General features: G+C 70.6%; 15 protein-coding genes. 4 read left to right on the plus strand and 11 right to left on the minus strand.

Features of this window, described 5'->3' with window-relative positions; all coding sequences use genetic code 11:
- Positions 1–96 precede the first annotated feature (96 nt).
- From AB3X07_RS07180 to AB3X07_RS07190, 3 genes are all read right to left on the minus strand, one after another.
- A complete protein-coding gene (locus AB3X07_RS07180; protein WP_369943744.1) occupies positions 97–1,113 on the minus strand; it encodes an alpha/beta fold hydrolase in 1,017 nt (338 codons plus the stop codon).
- Positions 1,114–1,182: 69 nt separating this feature from the next.
- On the minus strand, positions 1,183–4,197 hold the full coding sequence (locus AB3X07_RS07185) for a diguanylate cyclase (RefSeq protein ID WP_369943745.1): 3,015 nt from the start codon (positions 4,195–4,197) through the stop codon (positions 1,183–1,185).
- Positions 4,198–4,437: 240 nt separating this feature from the next.
- Positions 4,438–5,820, minus strand: coding sequence for an L-serine ammonia-lyase (locus AB3X07_RS07190; protein WP_369943746.1), 1,383 nt, complete (start codon positions 5,818–5,820; stop codon positions 4,438–4,440).
- 89 nt (positions 5,821–5,909) lie between these two features.
- Between AB3X07_RS07190 and AB3X07_RS07195 the strand changes: the two genes are divergently transcribed.
- Both AB3X07_RS07195 and AB3X07_RS07200 read left to right on the plus strand, forming a co-directional pair.
- A complete protein-coding gene (locus tag AB3X07_RS07195) occupies positions 5,910–6,137 on the plus strand; it encodes a glutaredoxin family protein (protein ID WP_369943747.1) in 228 nt (75 codons plus the stop codon).
- Positions 6,138–6,234: 97 nt separating this feature from the next.
- Positions 6,235–7,737, plus strand: a complete 1,503-nt coding sequence (locus tag AB3X07_RS07200; RefSeq protein ID WP_369943748.1) for a hypothetical protein — start codon at positions 6,235–6,237, stop codon at positions 7,735–7,737.
- Between the two features lie 87 nt (positions 7,738–7,824).
- On the opposite strand, the gene AB3X07_RS07205 is transcribed toward AB3X07_RS07200, so the two are convergent.
- From AB3X07_RS07205 to AB3X07_RS07220, 4 genes are all read right to left on the minus strand, one after another.
- On the minus strand, positions 7,825–8,505 hold the full coding sequence (locus tag AB3X07_RS07205; protein WP_369943749.1) for a GNAT family N-acetyltransferase: 681 nt from the start codon (positions 8,503–8,505) through the stop codon (positions 7,825–7,827).
- 155 nt (positions 8,506–8,660) lie between these two features.
- Positions 8,661–9,230, minus strand: a complete 570-nt coding sequence (locus tag AB3X07_RS07210; RefSeq protein WP_369943750.1) for a YceI family protein — start codon at positions 9,228–9,230, stop codon at positions 8,661–8,663.
- A gap of 12 nt (positions 9,231–9,242) precedes the next feature.
- Positions 9,243–9,809 (minus strand): cytochrome b, encoded by a 567-nt coding sequence (locus tag AB3X07_RS07215; RefSeq protein ID WP_369943751.1) that lies wholly within the window; start codon positions 9,807–9,809, stop codon positions 9,243–9,245.
- Positions 9,806–10,471, minus strand: a complete 666-nt coding sequence (locus AB3X07_RS07220; protein ID WP_369943752.1) for a YceI family protein — start codon at positions 10,469–10,471, stop codon at positions 9,806–9,808. Before AB3X07_RS07220 ends, AB3X07_RS07215 begins: the two co-directional genes overlap by 4 nt.
- Positions 10,472–10,710: 239 nt before the next feature.
- Between AB3X07_RS07220 and AB3X07_RS07225 the strand changes: the two genes are divergently transcribed.
- Complete coding sequence (locus AB3X07_RS07225; RefSeq protein WP_369943753.1) at positions 10,711–14,286, plus strand: hybrid sensor histidine kinase/response regulator; 3,576 nt, start codon at positions 10,711–10,713, stop codon at positions 14,284–14,286.
- 157 nt (positions 14,287–14,443) lie between these two features.
- A complete protein-coding gene (locus tag AB3X07_RS07230; protein WP_369943754.1) occupies positions 14,444–18,004 on the plus strand; it encodes a hybrid sensor histidine kinase/response regulator in 3,561 nt (1,186 codons plus the stop codon).
- Between the two features lie 98 nt (positions 18,005–18,102).
- On the opposite strand, the gene mdtD is transcribed toward AB3X07_RS07230, so the two are convergent.
- The 4 genes from mdtD to hemE form a co-directional block, all read right to left on the minus strand.
- Entirely contained in the window at positions 18,103–19,536 is a 1,434-nt protein-coding gene (gene mdtD, locus AB3X07_RS07235) for a multidrug transporter subunit MdtD (RefSeq protein ID WP_369943755.1), read from the minus strand.
- A 360-nt stretch (positions 19,537–19,896) separates the two neighbouring features.
- A complete protein-coding gene (locus AB3X07_RS07240; RefSeq protein ID WP_369943756.1) occupies positions 19,897–20,298 on the minus strand; it encodes a VOC family protein in 402 nt (133 codons plus the stop codon).
- A 152-nt stretch (positions 20,299–20,450) separates the two neighbouring features.
- Positions 20,451–21,464, minus strand: coding sequence for an MBL fold metallo-hydrolase (locus AB3X07_RS07245; protein ID WP_369943757.1), 1,014 nt, complete (start codon positions 21,462–21,464; stop codon positions 20,451–20,453).
- Positions 21,465–21,807: 343 nt separating this feature from the next.
- On the minus strand, positions 21,808–22,875 hold the full coding sequence (gene hemE, locus AB3X07_RS07250; RefSeq protein ID WP_369943758.1) for a uroporphyrinogen decarboxylase: 1,068 nt from the start codon (positions 22,873–22,875) through the stop codon (positions 21,808–21,810).

Genomic DNA, 22,875 nt, shown 5'->3' on the forward strand with positions numbered 1-22,875 from the left:
GCCTGCGGGAGGGGCGCGCATGCATGCACCGACGGCACTTGCCGTCGAGGCGACCTCGAGGAGGAGGGTGGAGGCGGTTGCGCGGTGCGCGGGGGCTCAGTGCGACAGCGCGTCCAGCAGCGCGGCGTTGAACCGCGCCGGATCCTGCACCTGCGGCGAGTGGCCAAGGTCGGCGAACTCGATCAGCCTGGCGCCGGGGATCGCCGCCGCCGCGCGCTTGCCGAGGGCGGGATAGTCGCCGAGCCGCGCCTTCACCGCTTCCGGCGCCAGCGCCTTGCCGATGGCGGTGTTGTCCTTCTGGCCGATCAGCAAGGTGGTGGGAACCTGCAGGCGCGGCAGTTCGTAGACCACCGGCTGGTTGAACACCATGTCGTAGGTCAGCGCCTGGTTCCAGGCCACCGCCTGTTTGCCGGGACCGGCGTACATGCCGGCCTGCATGCGCGCCCAGCGTTCGAAGCGCGGCGACCATTGGCCGGCGTAATAGGTGCTCAGCTGGTAGCGCTTGATGCTGTCGAAGTCGGTTTTCAGTTCGCTCCGATACCACGCGTCCACGCTCTGCCAGGGCACGCCGAGCGCCTTCCAGTCCTCCAGCCCGATCGGGTTGACCAGGGCCAGGTGTTCGGTGGCCTGCGGGTACATCAACGCATAGCGGATCGCCAGCATGCCGCCCATCGAGTGGCCGACCACCACCGCGCGGGCGATGCCCAGGTGGTCCAGCAGCGCGTGGGTGTTGGCCGCCAGCTGCGCCAGCGAGAACGGGTAGGCCGCGGGCTTGCTCGACTTGCAGAAGCCGATCTGGTCCGGCGCGATCACCCGGTAGCCTTGCGCGCTCAACGCCGTGATGGTGTCGGCCCAGGTCGCCGCGCAGAAGTTCTTGCCGTGCAGCAGGACCGCGGTGCGCCCGTTCGGCGACCCGCTCGGCGCCACGTCCAGGTAGGCCATCTGCAGCGACTGGTCGTGCGCGGCGACGGTGTAGTACGCGACCGGGAACGGATAGTCGAAACCTTCCAACTGCGCGCCATAGCGCGGTGTGGGGGTCGGCGTGGCGGCGTGACAGGAAAACCACAGGGTGGCGGCGGCGAGCGCGGCCAGCAGCGGAACGGATCGGCGCATGCGGCTCAGGATTCTGGGCGGGATGCCCAGACTGTAGCCCGCACCCTGCGCGCGCGGCGTCAACGCCGCTCAGCCGCCGTGGTGCACCAGGCTCAGGCAGGCGTGGTGCTGCATGCGCTCGGCCGGTTCCTGGAGCGCCGCCAGCACCTGCTCGGCCTGCGTGCCCAGCACCGGCTGGTAGGCGGCCCAGCCGTTGCGGCCCTTGGCCTTGGCCTGGTACAGGGCGCGGTCGGCGAGGATCAGCAACTGTTCCCAGCCGAGGAGGCTGTCGGGATCGTGCACGAACGGGAATTCGGCCAGGCCGATCGAGCAGGTGATCTGCGTCTGCCGGCCCTGGTCGAGGGTGAAGCGGTGCGCGGCGATCGCCCGGCACAGGCGCTCGGCGGCCACGGTCAGGTTCTCGCGCGGCGCCGAGCGCAGCACCAGCAGGAACTCCTCGCCGCCCCAGCGCGCGACGTAGTCGCTTTCGCGGGTGAGCCGGACCAGCAGTTGCGCCACCTGCTGCAGCACCGCATCGCCGGTGTGGTGGCCGCCGCTGTCGTTGATCGCCTTGAAATGGTCGATGTCGATCAGCGCGAACAGCATGCCCGAGGACAGCATGTCCTGGTCGTTGGCGGCCATGCGCCGGTACAGCGCGATGTCGCTGGGGATGTGCAGCGACAGGTAGCGGCGGTTGCGCAACTGGGTCAGTTCGTCGGTGAAGCTGGCTTCCTGCAGGCGCTGGTTGGCCACCTGCAGCGCCTCGGTGCGCTTTTGCACCTGCCGTTCCAGTCGCTCGCGCTGGCGCTGGTTGACCATGCGCGCCATGCGCACGCCGAGCAGCAGCAGGGCCAGCACGCCCAGGCCCAGCAGCAGCTTGTAGCCGAGGGTTTCCTGGAAACGCAGGCGGATGCGCAGCGGCAGCCGCGCCGGCGCCTTGGCCCAGACCCCGGCGTTGTTGCTGCCGGTGACCTCGAACACGTAGTCGCCACCGGGCAGGTTGGTATAGGTCGCCACGCGCTGGCGGATGTCGTCGAGCGTGCGCCAGCCGGTGTCGTAGCCGAGCAGGCGGTAGCGCAACTCCACGTTGTCCGGGGCCTGCAACGAGGCGGCGGTGAACTCGAAGTCCAGGTCGCGCGCCTGCGCCGGCAGCGGCGCGTCGCGCAGCGCCTGCGGCGACAACCAGCGGCCCTGCACGCGTACCCGTTCCACCACCGGCACCGGCGCCACCGGGTTCTTGACGATGCCGGCGGTGTCCATGCTCACCACGCCGTCGCGGCTGGGCAGCCACAGCGTGCCGTTGTCGATGAAGCCCTTGCCGTTGCCGGCGCCGTTGCAGCACAGGCCCTGCACGCCGCCATGGCGCTGCCCGCGTTCGTTGAGCAGCAGTTCGGCCTGCAGCGGCGTGGCCGGGACCTGGATGCGCTTGAGCAGGCTCGCCAGCGGCATCCGGTACACGCCGCGCAGGCCGGCCACCCACAGGCTGCCGCGGCCGTCGTCGGCGATGAAGAAGGCGGCGTTGGCCGGCAGCCCGTCGCCTTCGTCGAACATGCTCCAGCGCTGTCCGTCGAACACCCACAGCTGTTCGGACAGGGTGCCGACCACCCACTGCCGGCCAGGCAGTTCGTGGATGGCGGTGATGTCGGCGTTCGCCAATGCCGAACCGGGGTCGGCCAGCGCCACCAGACGCTCGCCGCGCACCTCGTACAGGCCGGCCTGGGTGCCGACCAGCAGGCGGCCGTCGCTGGTTTCGTGGAGCAGGCGGATGCGCGGGTCGCGCAGGCCGTCGCCGCTGCCGTAGCGGTGCAGGCGCTGGCCGTCGCTGCGGAACAGGCCGTCGCTGGTGGCGAACCACAGGCGCTGCGCGCGGTCGCGGACGATGCCGCTGACCTGCAGTTCGCGCAGCGGCGCCAGCAGCGGCGGCAGCGTGGCGCGGCCATCGCGGTACAGCGCCGCGCCGCGGCGGCTGCCGATCCACAGCTGGTCGCGTTCGGCGAGCAGGGTGTAGGGGGTTTCGATGGGCAGTTGCGCCCGGCTCAGCACCTGCTGGTAGCGGCCATCGCGCAGCCGTGCCAGGCCGCTGCCGGTTCCCACCCACAGCGCGCCGTCCGGGTCGCGCGCCAGCGTCCACACCAGCGGATCGATCAGGCCTTCGTCGCGGCTGTAGCGTCGGGTCCAGCCGTTCCACAGGCGGGTCGCGCCCTTCCAGCGGCTGCCCAGCCACAGGTTGCGTTCGCGGTCCTCGAAGATCGCGCTGGGGCTGTCGTCCTGATTGTCTTCGGCATAGTGCTCGACGATGCCGCCGTCGCGCACCCGCAGCAGGGCGCCGGGCAGGCCCACCCACAGATTGCCGTCGCTGTCCTGGAACAGCGCGTCCACCGAGCGCCGCGCCACGTCGGGGTCGCCGGGCAGGCGCTGCCAATGGCCATCGCGACGGAACAGCAGGCCGTCGCGGGTGCCGGCCCATAGCCGGCCCTGCGCATCCAGCAGTTGTCGCACCGGCGCCCGCTGCGCGTCGACCGGCAACGGCAGCGGCGTATCGTCGTCGGCGGCGAAGCGCAGCACCGCGCCGCGGGTGCCGACCCACAACTCGCGGCCGCGCGGCAGCAGTGCGTAGGCGCCGTCGGCGATGCGGTGGCGCAGGCGCAGGTGGTCGCCGACCACGGCGTAGACGCCGTCCTGCGCCGCCACCAGCACCGTGCCCTGCGCGTCGACCGCGATCGACTCGATGTTCAGCAGCGGCGCCTGCGGGTCCTGCGGCAGCACGTTGCTGAAGCGTCCATCGCGATAGCGCGCCAGGCCGCGGTAGGTGCCGATCCACAGATCGCCGGCGGGATCCACGGACAGCGTCTTGATCAGCGGGCCGGGCAGGTGCGCCGGCGCCTTCTCGCCGAAGGTGGTCATGCGCACGCCGTCGAAGCGCGCCAGCCCGCCCTGCGTGCCGATCCACAGATAGCCCTGTCGGTCCTGCGCGAAGGCCTGCACGCTCAGTTGCGGCAGCCCCTGTTCCAGGCCCCAGCCCTGCCGTTCGTAGTGGTTGATGCGCTTGTCCGGCTGCAACGCGGATGCGGTCGGCGCGAGCGAGCACCACGCTCCCAGGAGCATGGCCAGCTGTAGCGCACGGATGCACCAGGAAGCGAGGTGGGACTGCAATGGCATTCCAGTGCCGATCGGCGGGTTGTCACAGTCGCTATCGGCGTTCGGACGCGAAACTTTATCCGTCCTGCAACAAACGCCTGGGCCGGGCGGCGCGGCGCGTGCGCCGCCGCCGGTCATCCGCGCGGGCCGATGTGCCGCCTCGCCCAGCGCGCGCTTGTCCGTGCGCGGCGCCGCGGATGGGTCGGCTCAGCATTCGATGACGTTCACCGCCAGCCCGCCGCGGCTGGTTTCCTTGTACTTGTCCTGCATGTCGCGGCCGGTGTCGCGCATGGTCTTGATCACCTTGTCCAGCGACACCTTGTGCTTGCCGTCGCCGCGCATGGCCATGCGGCTGGCGTTGATCGCCTTGACCGCGCCCATCGCGTTGCGTTCGATGCACGGGATCTGCACCAGGCCGCCGATCGGGTCGCAGGTCAGGCCCAGGTTGTGCTCCATGCCGATCTCGGCCGCGTTCTCGATCTGCCCCGGCTTGCCGCCGAGCGCGGCGACCAGGCCGCCGGCGGCCATCGAGCAGGCCACGCCGACTTCGCCCTGGCAGCCGACCTCGGCGCCGGAGATGGACGCGTTTTCCTTGTACAGGATGCCGATCGCCGCGGCGGTCAGCAGGAAGTCGAAGATGCGCGGCTCGTCGGCGCCCGGGCAGAAGCGGTCGAAATAGTGCAGCACCGCCGGGATGATCCCGGCCGCGCCATTGGTCGGCGCGGTGACCACGCGGCCGCCGGCGGCGTTCTCCTCGTTGACCGCCAGCGCGTACAGGTTGACCCAGTCCAGCGTGGTCAGCGGATCGCGCATCGCCGCCTCCGGCTTGGACGACAGTTCGCGGTACAGCGCCGGTGCGCGGCGCGAGACGTGCAGGCCGCCGGGCAGGGTGCCTTCCTCGCGGATGCCGCGCGCCACGCAGGCCTGCATCGCGTTCCAGATCTCGCGCAGGCCGGCGCGGATCTCGTCCTCGCTGCGCCAGCACTTCTCGTTCTCGAACATCAGCGCGGCGATGCTCAGGCCGCTGCGCGCGGCCTGCGCCAGCAGCTCGTCGCCGCTCTTGAACGGGTAGGGCAGCGGCGTCTCGTCGGCGACGATGCGATCGTCGGCGGCGTCGTCCTGGTTGACCACGAAACCGCCGCCGACCGAGTAGTAGTCGCGGGTGGCGATGACCTCGTCGTTGGCCGCGTAGGCGGTGAAGCGCATGCCGTTGGTGTGGTACGGCAGCTTCTGGCGCTTGTTCATCGCCAGGTCGCGCTTCTCGTCGAAGGCGATGCTGTGCCGGCCCATCAGGTCGATGCGCTTGCTGCTGCGGATGCGTTCAAGCGTGGCGGGAATGATGTCCGGGTCGATCAGGTTCGGGCGTTGGCCTTCCAGGCCCAGCAGCACCGCCTTGTCGGTGCCGTGGCCGCGCCCGGTCAGCGCCAGCGAGCCGAACACCTCGGCGCGGATCCGCGCCACCTCGCCGAGCCGGCCCGGATCCAGCAGCCAGCGGTGCACGAAGCGCTCGGCCGCGCGCATCGGCCCCACGGTATGCGAGGAACTCGGCCCGATGCCGATCTTGAACAGGTCGAAGGTGCTGACAGCCATGCGTGCCGGAGGGGTGAGGGCAAAGACCGACTATTCTATGCCGCTGGCCCGCCGCGGACGTCCGCAGCGCAGCATCGGAACCCGCCGCGATGTCCCTGACCCTGTACCAGCGCGACGATTGCCACCTGTGCGACCAGGCGCTGCTGGTCCTGGCGCAGGCGGGCGCCCGCGACCTGGAAAGCGTTTTCATCGATGCCGACCCGGTGCTGGAGGCGCGCTACGGCGAGCGCGTGCCGGTGCTGCGCGATGCGACGGGGCGCGAGTTGGGGTGGCCGTTCGATGCTGCGCGGGTGGCCGACTGGTTGTCCGCTGCGTAGGGCGTGCCGCCCGACGGGCAAGCCAATTTGTCTGTTGAATTGTGCCCGTGGCTGGGGCAGTGTGCGGGCGAGGGGATGCGACACACAGGGGAACGCCATGATCAGGGGCTCATGTCTGCTGTTTGGGTGTCTGCTGTTCGTCGAGATGTTGGGTGCGGTGGGCACCTGCCATGCGGCGGATCGCGATGTTGCGCCGCCCACTGTGGCGATCACGCGCCAGAGCGGGCCGACCAGGGTCACCGGTGAGGCGTACACGCAGCTTCACGCCGCGATGGCGCCTCCGCCGTTGCCACAGGATCCGAAGCAGAGCAGGAAATTCTTCGGTGCCCTGCTCAAGGCGATGGGCGGCGGAAAAGCCACCCGCGACATTCGCGTCGGCATCCGCGTCAAGATCGGCACGGTGGCGCTTCCCGAGTATCCGTTGCTCACCTACACCTTCGATCCCGCCTCCGGAAACCTCTCCGTCGTGGCCGATAGCGGCCATGCGTTCCCGCTCAAGCGCCTGGAGGCGAACGAAAAGATCCGGGTCGAGGCGGTGTACCGCGACGCCACGTCCGCGCACTACGACAGCGGCGCGGTCGCCACCGCGATCGCTGGATTGTTGCCGGCGACGGCGGTCATCAGCGACCTCGCCAAGCCCGCGATCCAGCACGTCTTCGAACTGACCGATGCGACCTGGAACGCCGTGTCCAGCCGGACCACGGACCTGGCGTTCAGGGAGGAGCTGTCGCCGTACGCAGCCGATGCCAAGACCGTCGCCATCGTCTTGTCAGGGCGTGGTCAGGAATCGTTCGGAACGCTGACACTGTCCCTGCGCGCCACGCCGACCTTGCTGCAACCGCCGGTGGATGTCTTCCAGTTCGTGCAACCGGGCCTGGTGCGTGGGCCGTTGGATTCTCCTTCGCGGCTCGGCGCCGAACTGGCGGGGGTGTCGCGCAGCTACACCTCGATGATGCGGGCGTTGCCCGACTACACGGAACTGCTCAGGGCGCCATCCGTCACCACCTTGCGCAGCTTTTGCCGTGCCGCCCACGAGGAACTGGTGATCCGCAACGGACTGACCTTGGTCGACAGTACCTATGTCACCTACGCGGTGCTGGCCGAAGCCGGCTTCGCCGCGGGCAGCAATCGGCTGGAGTGGTTCGACCTTTGTTTCGATTCAGGCGAGCGCTCGATTCTGGCCCTGGCCAATGGCATTTCACCGCCGCCGGTCGCGCAAGCGCCGGCCAGCGTCGTGCCGCCGGAACATCTGTTCGCGTTCGGTTGCTGGATGCTGGATACGGCAGGGCCGGAGTGCGCCGGCAAGGCGCCCGACGCCGAAGCCACCCTGACCAAGGTGCTGCATGACGACATCGCACTGGCGATCGACTCCTCCTTTCTTCCGACGCTATCGCTGAGCGATCCGGCGCACGTGCCGCGGAGTCTGGTGATCAGCATGCTGAAGGGGTCTACCGCCTCCTTCAGCTGCTTCAAGCGCGGCATGCTGGTGAGTTCGCGGGCGGGCAAACCGTTCCGCTTCCAGGCCGAGTACCGGGACGACAGGATCGCCTCGCTCGCGATCTATCCGGTCGCCGAATCGGCGCTGAGCTGCACCAATTGAGCGCGCCGATGGTTGGCGACGGCCTGCCCCGCGCGGAGGATGCGCCGCCGTAGCGCGGTGGACTTTCGCGCGAGGTGGAGATTGGCGTCAGCCAGGGGGGGCGGACTCGATCCTGTCGTCTTCGGAATTGCCGACATCGCCGTCGCGCGCAGGCTGTTCTGCAACGCCGGCGGACGCCGCAAGGCGCATATCCGGCATCGCCGGCGATGCCTCCGCATGCCATGCGAAGCAACAGATGACCGTGCCGTCGCTGTCTGTGCGCACCGGCAAGGACTGCATGCCCGCGTTGCGCAACACGCGCAGGGACGCCAGGTTCTGCGGATATGCCGTGGCGATGACGTGCCGCAGGCCCAATCGCTCGCGCGCATAGGCCAGCATCGCCCGCGCCGCTTCGGTCGCCAGGCCGCGTCCCCAGTGGTCGCGCCGGAGCGCGTATTTCAACTCGGGCTCGGCCTGCCCGGCCGGGTGCACCAGCCCGCAGAAGCCGATGGTGTCGCCGCTTGCGCGCTCCACCAGCGCCGACAGGCCGTAGCCGCGCGTGCGGTAGTTGCGCGCGCACACGGCCACCCATTCCTCGCATTGCGCGCGTGTCAGCGGTTCGCCGTCGCCGACCCAGCGCATGGCGTCGGCGTCGCCGTAGACCGCCAGCAGGGTATCGACGTCTTCCGCACGGACGTGCCGGCAGAACAGGCGTCGGCTCTCGAAGAGGTGCGTTTCCATGCCGCAAGTGTGCCACGCGCGACTCCATGCGCCGGCGACTGACCTCATCGGGTACACGGATCCGCGCCGTGCATGCGCGCTTGGCAGCGCCCGTCAAAAGGAACAACGCGCCCATGGCAGACCGTTCGGGTACAAAAAAAGCGGCGGACCCGACGAGGGAATCCGCCGCCCAGGGGCCGCACGCGGTTGCGGCCGGTGGCGACTCACTTCGCCTTGAATACGACCTTGGTGCTGATCGCGGTCTCGTTGGGGATGGTCTTGGTGTCGGCCCAGTCGCCGCCGCCCACCCCGAAGTCCAGGCGCTTGACCGTGGCCTTGCCGGCCAGCACCGGCTGCGCGCCCGGAGTCCAGGTGAAGGTCAGGGTCACCGGCTTGCTCACGCCGCGCAGCTCCAGGGTGCCGTCGGCGGCGTACTGGTTGTTGCCCAGCGCGCGGAATTTGTCGGCGCGGTAGTGCGCGGTGGCGAACTTGGCGACGTTGAAGAAGTCCGCGCCCTGCAGGGTGGAGTCGCGGTCGCTGTTGCCGCTCTTGGCGCCGGCCAGCGGGATGGTCACGTCGAGCTTGGCGCCGGCCAGGTTGGCCGGGTCGAAGCTGAGCTTGGTATCGAAGCCGGGGAACTGGCCGGTGAACACTTCGCCGTCGTACTTGCTGGCGAACACCAGGGTGGAGCCGGGGGCCTGCACATACTCGGCGGCCTGCACCGCCGGGGCGGCGGCGAGCAGGGCCACCAGGCTGGCGGCGACGGCGGCGGGGGACGCGAAACGGGTCGACATCGAAACGGCTCCTCAGGACTTGGGGGTGAGCCAACCGCGCGGCAACATCCGCGCCAGGGTGGCATCGCGTTGGAACAGGTGGTGGTAGAAGGCGGCGCCGGCATGCGCCAGCACCACCGCGATCAGGATCCAGAAGCCCCATTCGTGCACGGCATGCGACAGGTCGCGCAGGTGTTCGTCCGGGGCGCTGAGCTTGGGCACGTCGACCAGGCCGAACCAGCGGAACGGGCGCAGGCCGCTGCTGGAGTCGTACAGCCAGCCGGACAGCGGGATGGCGAAGATCATCACGTACAGCAGCGCATGGGTGGCGCTGGCGATGCGCTCCTGCCAGCTCGGCGTGCCCGGCACCGGCTTGGGCGCGCCGGCGTACAGGCGCCAGCCCAGCCGCGCGATCACCAGCGCCAGCACGGTCAGGCCCAGCGACTTGTGCGCGGTGTAGACCCAGAAGTACTTGGGCGTCTTCGGCAGCTCGCCCATGGTCAGGCCGACCACGCCGAGCAGCAGGATCAGTGCGGCGATCAGCCAGTGCAGGGTCTGGCTGACGCTGCCCCAGCGCTCGGCGGTGTTTCTGGCGGTCATGGCGTGGCGTCCTGGCTGGCGGTGGGTGGGGTGTCTGGCGTGGTGTCGGGCGCGGGCGTGGCTGCCGGCGGCGGCTCGGCGTCGGCGCCGCCGCTGCGGGTGGCCTCGGCTTCGATGCGCAGGTCGACCGTGCCGCCGATCACCGACGGCCAGGCGTCGATGCCGAAGTCGGCGCGCTGCAGCGTGGTGGTGGCGGAAAAGCCCACGGTGCGGCGGAACGGCGGCAGCGGATGCCGCTTCACTGCATTCAGGGTGACGTCCAGCGCCACCTCGCGGCTGACCCCGTGCAGGGTCAGGGTGCCGATCACCTTGGCGTGGGTCGCGTCGATCGGTTCGATCCGGGTGGAGACGAAGTGCGCTTCGGGATAGCGCTCGCCGTCGACCAGGTTGCGCGCCAGCGCGGCGCGGTTCCATTTCTCGTCGCCCAGGTCCAGCCGCTGCAACGGCACCCGCGCGTCCAGGCGCGCGCTGCGCCAGTCGTCCGGGTCGAACAGCAGGGTGCCGGTGCTGCCGGAGACGGTGCCCAGCGCCTTGGAGAAGCCGGCGTGCTCGATCGCGAACAGCACGCGGGTGTGCACAGGGTCCAGCGCGTACTGCGCCGGGGCCGCCAGCGCGACGGCGGGACAGAGCGACAGCAGGACGATGAGGCAGCGCTGGAGCATGGGCGGGCCGGGCTGGGGATGTGGTCCGGATTCTAGGCGCAGTCCGCGCCGCCTGCGCCTGCGGCGCACGCAATGGTTCGTTGCACGGCGCGGCCGATGTGATTTTTGCGGGGCCGCGGGGTATAAGAACGCTGCCGCGCAAGGGCGGCACGGAGCGGACGCGCTGCGCGCGGCCGGCCCCGGCAGTGCGCCGGTGTTCATCCGCCGCCGACCGTTCACTGCCGCTGGAGCCGATGTCGATGCCAATCCCCCGTCCTCGCCGCCTGCGCCGCGCCTGGGCGTTCGCCTGGCTGCTGGCGCTGGCCGGCTGCTGCGCCGGCGCGCTGGCGGCGGTGCCGGAGCTGCCGCGGTTCCGGCTGCTGGGCGCCGAGCAGGGGCTGCCGTCCAGCGAGATCTCGCGCCTGGCGCTGGATCGCGACGGCTATCTGTGGATCGCCAGCGGCGACGGCCTGGCCCGCTACGACGGGCGCGAATTCCGCCTGTGGCGGCACGATCCCGCCGACCCGCAATCGTTGCGCTGCAATTATGTGCAGGAGTTGCACGTGGATGCGCGCAACCGGGTCTGGGTCGCCTGTGAAGGCGGCGGGCTGAGCATGCTCGACGCGCGCCGGCGCGGGTTTCGCCATTTCAACATGGCCACGCAGCCGGCGATGCGCAGCGACGAGGTGTTCGCCATCGCCAGCCGCGGCGACGAGGTCGTGTTCGGCACCTATGCCGGCGGCCTGTACCGGGTGCCGGCGGACGGGCGGGTGCAGCGCATCCAGGCCGGCGACAACGAGGTCGACGCGATGCTCGACAGCGCGATCGTGGGCCTGGGCTTCGATACGGCCGGGGTGCTGTGGATCGGCACCTTCAAGGGCATGGTGCGCTACGACGGGCACCGCGCCCGTCCCTTCCGGCTGCCAGGTCCGGCCGGCGCGCCGCAGAAGGTCGCGGCGGTGATGGCGCTGTCGGACGGTCTGTGGGTCAGCGCCAACGCGGCGCTGTACCGGCTCGACCACGACGGCCGCTGGCAACGCGCCGACTGGTCCGGCGCGTTGCAGCGCGGCGTGCTGGGCATGGCCGAGGACGGTGCCGGCGGCTATTGGCTGGGCAACGGCCAGGGCCTGTGGCACAAGCCGGCCGATGGCGCGTTGCGCCGGGTCAGCGAGGGCGAGGCGGCGGTGGCCGGCGCCAACGTGGTGGTGAGCTTGCTGCGCGACCGCGAAGGCGGGGTGTGGGTGTCGCTGCCGACTCGCGGCCTGGGCTACCTGCGCCCCGGCTGGCGGCGCATGGCGGTGCTGGGGCCGGCGCATGGCCTGACCCCGGATCTGTACGCCAGCCTGGCGCGGGCCGGCGCCGGCGGCGTGTGGCTGGTCGGCAGCGGCGGCAACGTGTTCCGGCTGCAACCGTCCAGCGGCGAACTGCGCAAGCCGGTGTGGACGCCCAGCCTGTCTGGCGTGCGTCTGCTGTCGGCGCTGGAGGATACGACCGGCGACCTCTGGCTGGGCAGCAGCGCCATGCTGCTGCGCGGTGCGACCGACGGAGGCAAGCTGCAGGCCTGGGGCCGCAGCTCGGCGGCCGATGCCACGCCGGAGATGGGCGTCAACAGTTGGCTGCGCGCGCGGCCGGACGGCCGCCTGTGGATAGCCGCGCCCGGTTTCGGAGTGCAGGTACGCGCGCTGTCCGATGGTCGCGTGCTGGACAACATCCAAGGTCCGCAGCGCGGCCTGGCCGCCGCGGCGGACATCGCCGCGTTCGAACTGGCGCCGGACGGCACGCCCTGGCTGGCGGCCGATCGTCTGCAGTACTGGGACGCCGCCGCCGGCCAGTTCCGCGCGGCGCCGGAGTTCGCCGGCGAGCGCGTGCAGGCGTTCGCGTTCGCCGATGCGCAGACCCTGTGGGTGCATCGGCTGTCCGGGCTCGAACTGTGGCGCCGCCAGGGCGGGCCGTGGCGGCGGATCCAGCGCTACACGTCCGCCGAGGGCGTGCCGGCGACCGAGGCGCAGGGCCTGGTGGTCGATCAGCAGGGCCGCGCCTGGCTGGGCACGCGGCGCGGCCTGTTCCGGATCGATTCGCGGCACACGCCGGCGGTACGCGCGTTCGGCACCCGCGACGGCTTGAGCAGCCAGGAAATCGTCAAGCGCGGGCTGTTGATGGGTGCCGACGGGGTGCTGGTGGCCGCCGCCGCCGACGGCAGCGTGACGCTGCTGGACACGCGCCTGCCGGATCCGCCGCAGGTGCCGCTGACGCTGAGCATGGAGAGCGTGCAGGTGCGCCGCGGCGAACGCCTGCTGGCGCTGCCGGCGGCCGGCGGCTTCGCCTTGCAGCCGGACGACCGCGACCTGCGGGTGGTGGCGCGGCTGCTCTCCTTCGTTGATCCGGAGGGCGTCGTCTACCGCTTCCGGTTGCCCGGCTACGACCGCGACTGGGTCGCGGTCGGCACCACCGGCGAGCGCACGCTGCCGCAGTTGCCGGCCGGCGCGCATGTGCTCGAGGTGCAGGCGCGCACCCGCAACGGCGCCTGGTCGCCGACGCTGCGGCTGCCGTTCCGGGTCGATCCGCCGTGGTGGCGCAGCGTCTGGGGCATCGCCGGGCTGCTGGCCGTCGCCGCGCTGCTGGTGCTGGTCTCGCTGCGCGCCTACCGCCGCCGCCTGCGCCGCCAGCATGCCTGGCAACTGGCCCTGCACAAGCAGGAAGTGGCCGAGCAGGCGTCGCTGGCCAAGACCCGCTTCCTGGCCACGCTCGGACACGAGGTGCGTACGCCGATGACCGGGGTGCTGGGCATGAGCGAGCTGCTGCTGGCCACGCCGCTGGATCCGAAGCAGCGCGGCTACACCGAATCGATCCGCCGCGCCGGCACGCACCTGCTGCACCTGGTCAACGACGCGCTGGACCTGGCGCGGATCGAGGCCGGGCGCCTGCAACTGGACCTGCAGCCGTTCGCGCTGCAGGCGCTGATCGCCGACGTGGTGAACCTGATGGCGCCGCTGGCGCAGGCGCGCGGCCTGCGCTTCGAATGCCACGATCGGCTGCCGGGCGCGGTGACCGTCAACGGCGACGCGGTGCGGGTGCGGCAGATCCTGCTCAACCTGGTCGGCAACGCGATCAAGTTCACCGCCAGCGGGTCGGTGATCCTGCACCTGTCGCCGCTGCACAGCGGCCACGGCCTGTGCGTGGAGGTGGTCGACACCGGCCCGGGCATCAGCGCCGAGCAGCAGGCGCGGCTGTTCCAGCGCTTCGAGCAGGGCGACGGTCCGCGCACCATGGCGCGCCATGGCGGCAGCGGCCTGGGCCTGGCGATCAGCCAGGAGCTGGCGATGGCGATGGGCGGACGCATCGAGGTCGACAGCCGGCTCGGCCATGGCGCGCGCTTCCGGATGACGCTGCCGCTGCGCTGGCAGGTGCGGCCGGCCGAGGCGGTCACCGTGGTGCCGCTGCCGACCCGGCCACAGGCACCGCTGCGGATCCTGCTGGTCGAGGACGAACCCACCGTCGCCCAGGTGATGGCCGAGCTGCTGCAAGGCCGCGGCCACCACGTGGTCCGCGCCGCGCACGGCCTGGAGGCGCTGACCGAGTTGACCCAGGCCAGCTTCGATGTGGCCCTGCTGGACCTGGACCTGCCGGCGCTGGACGGGCTGGCGCTGGCACGGCAGTTGCGCGCGCTGGGCTACGGTTTCCCGCTGGTCGCGGTGACCGCGCGTTCCGACGGCGAGGCCGAGGCCGCGGCCAGGGCGGCCGGATTCGCCCGTTTCGTGCGTAAACCGGTGACCGGCGACATGCTGGCCGAGGCGATCCGCGGCGCGATGGACGCGGCGGCGGAGACCCGGCCGTAGCCGCCGCGCGCGTGTTGGCGCCGCCGCGTGTCGCGATCGGTAGACCGATGGCGGCGCGACCCCGTGGCGGGCGCCGCATCTGTTGCCAGCGGCGGCGCCAATCGCCGACGATGGCGGCGGGCAGCGGGGGAGGCCGCCCATGCACAGGGAGATGACGATGCGGTCCAGAGGGATTTGGGGATGGCTGCTGCTGTTGCTGTGTTCGACGGCGGTGGCCGCCGCGACGGTGCCGCCGACGCCGCAGCCGCGCCAGCTGACCGTGGCCGACGGGCTGCCGTCCAACAGCATCAACGGCTTCGCCGAGGACCAGCTCGGCTACCTGTGGCTGGCCAGCAGCGACGGCCTGGCGCGCTTCGACGGCCGCGGCTATCGCATCTGGCACAGCGAGGATGGCCTGCGCGACAACAAGATCTGGACCGTGCACGTGGATGCGCAGAACCGGGTCTGGTTCGGCACCGAGAACGCCGGCATGGGCATGCTCTCGGCGGACCGGCGCAGCTTCCGCTACTACGATTCGAGCAAGTACCCGCAGATGGGCGGCTCCACGGTGTGGGCGATCACCTCCACCCGCGATGGCAGCATCTGGTTCGGCACCTCCAAGAGCGGCCTGTGCCGGCTGCGGCCGGATGGCACGATGAGCCGCTACATGCCGATGCCGGGCGACGAGCGCAGCCTGCCGTCGGCGGCGGTGGTCGCGCTGGCCACCACCCCCGACGGCACGCTATGGGTGGGCACGCGCGGCGGCCTGGCGCGCTGGACCGGGCGCGACTTCCAGCGGCTGCCGGACACGGCGCTGCCGAATCCGGTGGTGCAGAGCATGACCGTCGATCGCGAGGGCATGCTGTGGGTGAACACCCAGGGCGGGGCGCGCATGGTGCGCGGCGACGGCAGCGTGGTGGCGCCGTACTGGCAGAACACGCCCAGCGAGAACGTGCTGGGCCTGCTGGCCCACGACCGCCACGGCAATCGCTGGTTCGACACCCTGGACGGCCTGGGCCGCGAGAGCGAGGCCGGTCAGGTCCGCAACGTGCCGCTGTACAGCAGTTCCGCGCACGGGCTGGTCAAGCCCAACTGGTCGCTGGCCTTCGAGGACCGCGAAGGCGACCTGTGGTTCGCCAGCTTCAATGCCGGCTTGTGGTACCTGCCGGCGAACTGGCGGCAGTTCTCGGTGCTGTCCTACCGGGTCGACGATCCGGATTCGATGGCCAATCCCTACGTCATCGGCACCGCCGCTTCGCGCGATGGCGGGGTGTGGCTGGCGGGCACGCGCGGGGTGCTGGACAAGCTGGATCCGGCCACCGGCGCGGTCCACCATCATGTGATGGCATTGTTCGACCGCGAATGGTCGCGCGCGCTCGCCGAGGACGATGAGGGCCGGCTCTGGGCGAGCGGGCCGAACAGGGCGTTGCGCTACGACCCGGTCAGCGGCGAGGTGCGGCGCTGGGGCCGCCAGGACGGCGCCGATGCGACGATGCAGGGCGATGTGGACCGGATGCTGCTCGACGGCGACGGGCGCATCTGGATGTTCAGCGACGCCGGCGGCGTGCAGGTGCGCGACCCGGACGGACACGTCGTGCGCAATGTCGCCACGGGCACCGGCGGGCTGCCGATGGAGCTGACCGTGGAGGATGCGCGGCTCGGTCCGCTCGGCCAGCCCTGGCTGCTGGGCCAGCACGGCTTGCTGGCCTGGGATCCGGTCGGCGAGCGCTTCGTGCCGGTCCCGGGCGCGCCAACGCGGCCGCTGACCGCCGCAGCGGTCACCGAGGGCAACGTGGTGTGGCTGACCAGCGCCGGCCGCCTGGAGCGCTACCTGTGGGACGGCGCGCGGCTGAGCCTGCTCGATCGCATCGACGCCGAGCAGGAGTTCCCGTCGCTGGCGCCGAACGGGCTGGTGGTCGATGCCAGCGGCGTGGCCTGGTTGAGCAGCGTGCGCGGCCTGATCCGGGTCGACCCGGCGAGCAAGGCGATCCGCTCCTACGGCGTACACGACGGCCTGCCCAACCAGGAATTCCGCGCCCAGACCCTGATCCAGGCGCGCGGCGGGCAGATCCTGGGCGGCACGCCGGACGGCGTGGTGCTGTTCGATCCCTCGCAGGTGGTGCCGTCGCAGCGGCAACCGCCGCTGGTGATCGAGCACATCGGCGTGCGCCGCGGCGAGCGCGGGCTGGACCTGCTGCATGCCGGACGCATCGTGCTGCAGGAGGGCGACCGCGACCTGCACGTGGTCGCGCGCTTGCTGTCCTTCTCCGATACCGACGCCAACACCTATCGCTTCCGCCTCAGCGGCTACGACCCGGACTGGGTCGACGTCGGCGCCAGCGGCGAGCGCCTGTTCTCGCGCCTGCCGTCGGGCCACTACACCCTGGAGATGCAGGCGCGCACCGCCGACAAGGTGTGGTCGAAGGTGGTCGCGCTGCGCTTCCGCGTGCTGCCGCCGTGGTGGCGCAGCCCCTGGGGCATCGCCGGGCTGGCGCTGCTGACGCTGCTGGCGCTGTGGCTGGTCTCGCACCTGTACCGGCGCCGCCTGCGCCGGCGCCACGCATGGCAATTGGCCCTGCACAAGCAGGAACTGGCCGAACAGGCCTCGCTGGCCAAGACCCGCTTCCTGGCCACGCTCGGGCACGAGGTGCGCACGCCGATGACCGGGGTGCTGGGCATGAGCGAACTGCTGCTGGCCACGCCGCTGGATCCGCAGCAGCGCGGCTACACCGAATCGATCCGCGGCGCCGGCACGCACCTGTTGCGCCTGGTCAACGACGCGCTGGACCTTGCGCGGATCGAGGCCGGGCGCCTGGAGCTGGACCAGCAGCCGTTCGACCTGGGCCGGCTGATCGCCGAACTGGCGGCGTTGATGGGGCCGATGGCGCACAGCCGCGGCCTGAGTTTCGCGCTGGACAACACGATGCCGGCCGAGGTCACCGCCAGCGGCGACGCCACCCGCGTGCGGCAGATCCTGCTGAACCTGCTCAACAACGCGATCAAGTTCACCGACCACGGCGGCGTGACCTTGCGCGTGGCGCCGCTGCACGGGGAGCAGGGCGTGCGCTTCGAGGTCGCCGATACCGGCCCGGGCATCAACGCCGAGCAGCAGGCGCGGCTGTTCCAGCGTTTCGAGCAGGGCGACGGCCCGCGCACCGCCGCGCGCTACGGCGGCAGCGGCCTGGGCCTGGCGATCTGCCAGGAACTGGCGGTGGCGATGGGCGGGCGCATCGAGGTGCACAGCCGGCTCGGCGCCGGCACCCGTTTCGTCGTCGACCTGCCGCTGGCCTGGGTCGCGCAGCCCTTGCACGGCGAGACGCGCGGCGAACGCGCGGCGCGGACCGCGCCCCGGCCGTTGCGCATCCTGCTGGTCGAGGACGACCCCACCGTCGCCGAGGTCGTCAGCGGCCTGCTGCGCGCGCGCGGCCACCAGGTCACCCATGCCGGACACGCGCTGGCGGCGCTGACCGAAGCGGCCGCCAACCCCTTCGACGTGGCCTTGCTGGATCTGGACCTGCCCGGCCTGGACGGCCTGGCGCTGGCCCGGCAGCTACGCGTGTTCGGCTACGAGATGCCGCTGATCGCGGTCACCGCCCGCGCCGACGCCGATGCCGAGCCGCAGGCGCGCGCGGCCAGCTTCGACGGCTTCCTGCGCAAGCCGGTCACCGGGGAGATGCTGGCCGAGGCGATCGACGAGGTGCTTGGGGGCCGGGAAACGGGAATGGGGAAACGGGAATAGGGAAAAGCAGGGGGCGCGAGCGCAATGCATCGCCGCAAGAAGCGCAGCGCTCAGCTTTTGCGATTCCCCACTCCCCATTCCCTATTCCCGACTCCCCGCTACTCAGCCACTTCCTCCACCTTCCTGTCCGGATGCGGCCGCGCGTCGGGCAGTTGCCAGAAGATCAGCGTCGAGGTCAGGGTGATCGCGCCGACGCAGACGAAGGTGGCGTGCAGGGCGGCGGTGGCGCCGTGGCTGTCGCCGAGGTGGGTGTTGAAGGCGGCCAGCAGGCTGCCGGCGGCCGCGGCGCCGAAACCGGTGGCCAGCATCATCACCATCGACAGCAGGCTGTTGCCGGCGCTGGCCTGGTCGCGGTCCAGGTCGCGCAGGGTCACGGTGTTCATCACGGTGAACTGCAACGAGTTGACCGCGCCGAACAGCGCCAGTTGCAGCAGTCGCCAGCCCAGCGGCTGGCCGGCGTCGAACAGCAGGAAACTGGCCATGGCGATGCCGACCAGCACGGTGTTGGTCATCAGCACCCGGCGGTAGCCGAAGCGCTCGACCAGCTTCACCGCCGCGCGCTTGGAGGCCATGCCGGCCAGCGCCACCGGGATCATCATCAGCCCGGCGTGCATCGGGCTCATGCCCAGGCCCACCTGCAGCAGCAGCGGGATCAGGAACGGCATGCTGCCGCTGCCCACGCGCGAGAACAGATTGCCGAGGATGCCGATGCGGAAGCTGGCGACCTGGAACAGATGCAGCGGGAACAGCGCCGCGGGCGCATTGGCCGCGTGCAGCCAGTAGCCGATCAGCGCCGCCAGCCCGGCGATCGCCAGCAGCATCACGAAGGCGTGGCGCAGGCCCAGTTCGGAAATGCCGTCCAGCGCCAGCGACAGCGCGACCATGCCGAAGGCCAGCATCGCGTAGCCGACCAGGTCGAAGCGGGTGCGCTGCTCGCCGTGGAAATCCGGCATCACCTTCAGCGCGGCGACGAAGCCGATCGCGCCGATCGGCAGATTGATCAGGAACACCCAGTGCCACGACGCCACCTGCACCAGCCAGCCGCCGAGCGTCGGCCCCACCAGCGGCCCGATCAGCGCCGGGATCGCGATGAAGCTCATCGCGTTGAGGAACTGCGCGCGCGACACCGAGCGCATCACCGCCAGCCGCCCGACCGGCAGCAGCATCGCCCCGCCGATGCCCTGCAGTACGCGCGCGGCGACCAGGTAGGGCAGGCGCGGCGCGGCGGCGCACAGCAGCGAGCCGAGGGTGAACAGCACGATCGCGAGCAGGAAGGTGCGGCGCGTGCCGTAGCGGTCGGCGATCCAGCCGGAGGCGGGAATGAACATCGCCACCGCCAGCGCGTAACTGAACACCACCGACTGCATCTGCAGCGGACTCTCGCCCAGGCTGCGCGCCATCGCCGGCAGCGCGGTGTTGACGATGGTCGCGTCCAGCATCTGCATGAAGATGGCCAGCGATACCAGCCACAGCAGCGGACGGAAACTGCGGTAATTCGGAACCGAGATCGGATCGGGGGAGGGCGCGGACATCGGCACGCAGGGCGACGCGGGGGGCGTATAGGATCGCGCAGATCGCGTCGCGGTGCCGTGCAGCAGCGGGCGGTTGTGGTGCGCGCTGCATGCCGCGGTCAGGCGGCCGTCATGGATCAGGCGACGTCGCTGCGCCGCAGAGTTGCTTGGCGCGTCCGGTTCATCGCGCCGTTCGTCGCGGCTGAAGCCGCTCCCACAGAGAACTCACGGAAAGCTGATGGGTGCACTGTGGGATCGGCTTCAGCCGCGACCGGCGGTGCCCGAAGCTGATAGACCCGCGGCTTCGTTCGTCGCGGCTGAAGCCGCTCCTACAGAGAGCTGGCGCAGGGCTGCCCGGGTGCACTGTGCCCTTTGGCATCGCTATGCGGCGCCCGCATCACCGTGCCCATCGGCCGCGACCGCCGGCGCGTGCAGCGCGATGCAGTTGCCTTCGCAATCCTCGAATTCCGCCACCTCGCCGAAGGCGCCGACCAAGGTCGGCGGATACAGCACGCGGCCTCCGGCGGCGACCGCTTTGTCGAGCGTGGCGCGGATGTCCTGCACCGTGAAGTACAGGCGCGCGCCAGCCTGGCCGGGCGTGTAGCTGTCGCCTTGGGCCAGCGCGCCGCTGGCGCCGGGATGGCCCGGCGCGTAAGGGAAGAACGCCATCGCGTTGCCATCCACGTGCGCACGTTCGAACGTGGTATCGAACACCGCGCTGTAGAAGGCGATGGCACGCTCCAGGTCGGCGACCGGGATTTCGAAGTAGCTGACCGGATTCATGCGCGTGGCCTGGCCGAGGGGGCCGCAGTGTCGCGCACACGACTCGTCGCCCCCTGCGGTAGCAGGCGGTTCAAGAGGCTGTCTTGTCTGAGCCGAACGCCGTTCAGGACGGTCAACGCGACGGGAGGCCGGGGCATCGTCATGGCGTGTCGTCAGATTTCCATGAGGTCCTTGCCGACCACGATGTTGCCCTTGAAGTGCCGACGCACGTCCTTGGTCCACATGTCGTCGGTGATGGTGGGGTCGCCGCCGGGCACGAAGTGGCTCAGCACCAGCGTCCCCACGCCTGCTGCCGCGGCGATTCTGCCGACCTGCTCCGTCGTCGTGTGGCTCTTGAGCAGATGGTCGAGCAGTCTGGGCGCGTTGTCGTTCGTTTTCAGCAGCTTTTCCAGGGCTGGCAGATACATGACTTCGTGCACGAGCACGTCGGCCCCTTTGGCGAAACTGGCGAGACGTTCGTCATAGCGGGTGTCGCCTGAGAAGACGACGGTGCGCTCACGCGTTTCGAAGCGGTAGGCAAATGCCGGCTTGATCGTGTAGTGATCGACGAGCGTCGCGCTCACGCGTACCTGATCGTTTTCGAGCACCGTGCGCGGCGTATCGAATTCGTGGACGTTGACGAGCGGCCGGAAAGGCGGACGGCCTTCCTCGCGGGTTCGCACGTCGAGGTCGATGGCATTCATATCGACGAAATCGTCGACCATCTTCCCGATACGCGGCGGCCCATACAGATGCACCGGCGTCTGCAGCCCGCTCGCCCACGCGAGGAACACGAGGTTCAGCAGATCGGCGTTGTGATCGGAGTGGTGGTGCGTGATGAAGATGTCGCGGATCGCCGGCAGCCTGATTCCGGCTTTCGTGAGCTGCTGCGCGACGCCGTTGCCGCAATCCACGACGTAGGGCTGTCCATCGACCAGCAGCACATTGGCCGGCGCCGCCCGCAACGCGGAGGGGGTGGGGCCGCCCTTGGTGCCGAGCAGGATCAGTTTCGTGCCGCGTGCGGTGCCGCCGCCGGTGTGGCCTGGGCCGCCGGAAGAAGGCGCCTTGTTGCCGGCGGACGTTTCGGCTCGCGCCGGCGTGAGCCACGGAAGCGACACGAAACCTGCCGCTGTAACCGCCACGCGCATGAAGTCCCGGCGCGAACGGCTCAAGCGTTGTTCACTCATCCGTAGTCTCTTGGCGTTGTCGTGTTGAAGACGGAGCTCGTAAAGTCGGTGCAACAGATGAAGCGCGCTAGCCAAGGCGTCACTGTAGCGGCGCAGTGTCTGCGCATCAAACGGCGCAGGTTCCGATGCCGGCCGGCAGGGAACTGAAGATCAGCAAAGCGAAACGCTGCCGAGGACCGGGTACCGATATCGCCGCGCGTTATGCCAGTCGCAATCGAAGGGTCAGGCGCGGGTCGGCCTGTTCCCTCGTGCTCTTCCCGTACTTTTCCGACGGCGTGCACATTGTTCGCCAGGTGCGTTGCGGCGTACGCCAATCCATTTCAAGCGCGCGTTACCGGCGCGCTCACGCGCGCCGACTATGCCGCTGCACCGCCGCCACCAGCGCACCGACGTGCTCGGGCTGCATGTCCGGCGACAGGCCGTGGCCCAGGTTGAACACGTGGCCGTCCAGCGCGCCGCCGTTGCCGTCGGCATAGCTGCGCAGCACGCGCTGCACTTCGCGCTCGATCGCCTCCGGCGCGCCGTACAGCATCGCCGGGTCCAGGTTGCCCTGCAGGGCGACGCGGCCGCCGGTGCGGCGCGCGGCGTCGGCCAGGTCGATGGTCCAGTCCACGCCCACGCCTTCGGCGCCGGAGGCGGCCAGTTCCTCCAGGTAGGGCGCATTGCCCTTGCCGAACAGGATCAGCGGGGTGCGCTCGGCGCCCTCGCCACGCGCCAGTTCGCGGGCGATGCGCTGCAGGTAGGGCAGGGAGAACTCGCGGTACATGGCCGGGCTCAGCACGCCGCCCCAGGTGTCGAACACCTGCAGCGCCTGTGCGCCGGCCGCGCGCTGCGCCGCCAGGTAGGCGATCACCGCGTCGGTGTTGACCGATAGCAACGCATGCAGCGCCGCCGGATCGTTCAGCGCCAGCGCCTTGATCCGCGCGTAGTTGTCGCTGCCGCCGCCCTCCACCATGTAGCAGGCCAGGGTCCAGGGGCTGCCGGAGAAACCGATCAGCGGCACGCTGCCGTCCAGTTCGCGGCGGATCACCCGCACCGCGTCCATCACGTAGCGCAGTTCGGTCTCCATGTCCGGCACGCCGAGCTTGGCGATCGCCGCCGCGTCGCGCACCGGGTGCTTGAACTTGGGGCCTTCGCCTTCGACGAAGTACAGCTCCAGGCCCATCGCGTCCGGAATGGTGAGGATGTCCGAGAACAGGATCGCCGCGTCCAGCGGGAACCGCGCCAGCGGCTGCAGGGTCACCTCGCAGGCCAGCTCCGGAGTCTTGGCCATGGCCAGGAAGCTGCCGGCACGGGCGCGGGTGGCGCGGTACTCGGGCAGGTAGCGGCCGGCCTGGCGCATCAGCCATACGGGGGTCTGGTCCACGGGCTCGCGGCGCAGCGCGCGCAGCAGGCGGTCGTTCTTGAGCAT

It is taken from the genome of Xanthomonas sp. DAR 35659, from assembly GCF_041242975.1.
Taxonomy (GTDB): Bacteria; Pseudomonadota; Gammaproteobacteria; order Xanthomonadales; family Xanthomonadaceae; genus Xanthomonas_A; species Xanthomonas_A medicagonis.

Bases quoted from the DNA above. Each gene is read 5' to 3' on its own strand.
- AB3X07_RS07180 (WP_369943744.1), bottom strand. From the start codon at position 1,113: ATGCGCCGATCCGTTCCGCTGCTGGCCGCGCTCGCCGCCGCCACCCTG.
- AB3X07_RS07185 (WP_369943745.1), bottom strand. From the start codon at position 4,197: ATGCTCCTGGGAGCGTGGTGCTCGCTCGCGCCGACCGCATCCGCGTTG.
- AB3X07_RS07190 (WP_369943746.1), bottom strand. From the start codon at position 5,820: ATGGCTGTCAGCACCTTCGACCTGTTCAAGATCGGCATCGGGCCGAGT.
- AB3X07_RS07195 (WP_369943747.1), top strand. From the start codon at position 5,910: ATGTCCCTGACCCTGTACCAGCGCGACGATTGCCACCTGTGCGACCAG.
- AB3X07_RS07200 (WP_369943748.1), top strand. From the start codon at position 6,235: ATGATCAGGGGCTCATGTCTGCTGTTTGGGTGTCTGCTGTTCGTCGAG.
- AB3X07_RS07205 (WP_369943749.1), bottom strand. From the start codon at position 8,505: ATGAGGTCAGTCGCCGGCGCATGGAGTCGCGCGTGGCACACTTGCGGC.
- AB3X07_RS07210 (WP_369943750.1), bottom strand. From the start codon at position 9,230: ATGTCGACCCGTTTCGCGTCCCCCGCCGCCGTCGCCGCCAGCCTGGTG.
- AB3X07_RS07215 (WP_369943751.1), bottom strand. From the start codon at position 9,809: ATGACCGCCAGAAACACCGCCGAGCGCTGGGGCAGCGTCAGCCAGACC.
- AB3X07_RS07220 (WP_369943752.1), bottom strand. From the start codon at position 10,471: ATGCTCCAGCGCTGCCTCATCGTCCTGCTGTCGCTCTGTCCCGCCGTC.
- AB3X07_RS07225 (WP_369943753.1), top strand. From the start codon at position 10,711: ATGCCAATCCCCCGTCCTCGCCGCCTGCGCCGCGCCTGGGCGTTCGCC.
- AB3X07_RS07230 (WP_369943754.1), top strand. From the start codon at position 14,444: ATGCGGTCCAGAGGGATTTGGGGATGGCTGCTGCTGTTGCTGTGTTCG.
- mdtD (WP_369943755.1), bottom strand. From the start codon at position 19,536: ATGTCCGCGCCCTCCCCCGATCCGATCTCGGTTCCGAATTACCGCAGT.
- AB3X07_RS07240 (WP_369943756.1), bottom strand. From the start codon at position 20,298: ATGAATCCGGTCAGCTACTTCGAAATCCCGGTCGCCGACCTGGAGCGT.
- AB3X07_RS07245 (WP_369943757.1), bottom strand. From the start codon at position 21,464: ATGAGTGAACAACGCTTGAGCCGTTCGCGCCGGGACTTCATGCGCGTG.
- hemE (WP_369943758.1), bottom strand. From the start codon at position 22,875: ATGCTCAAGAACGACCGCCTGCTGCGCGCGCTGCGCCGCGAGCCCGTG.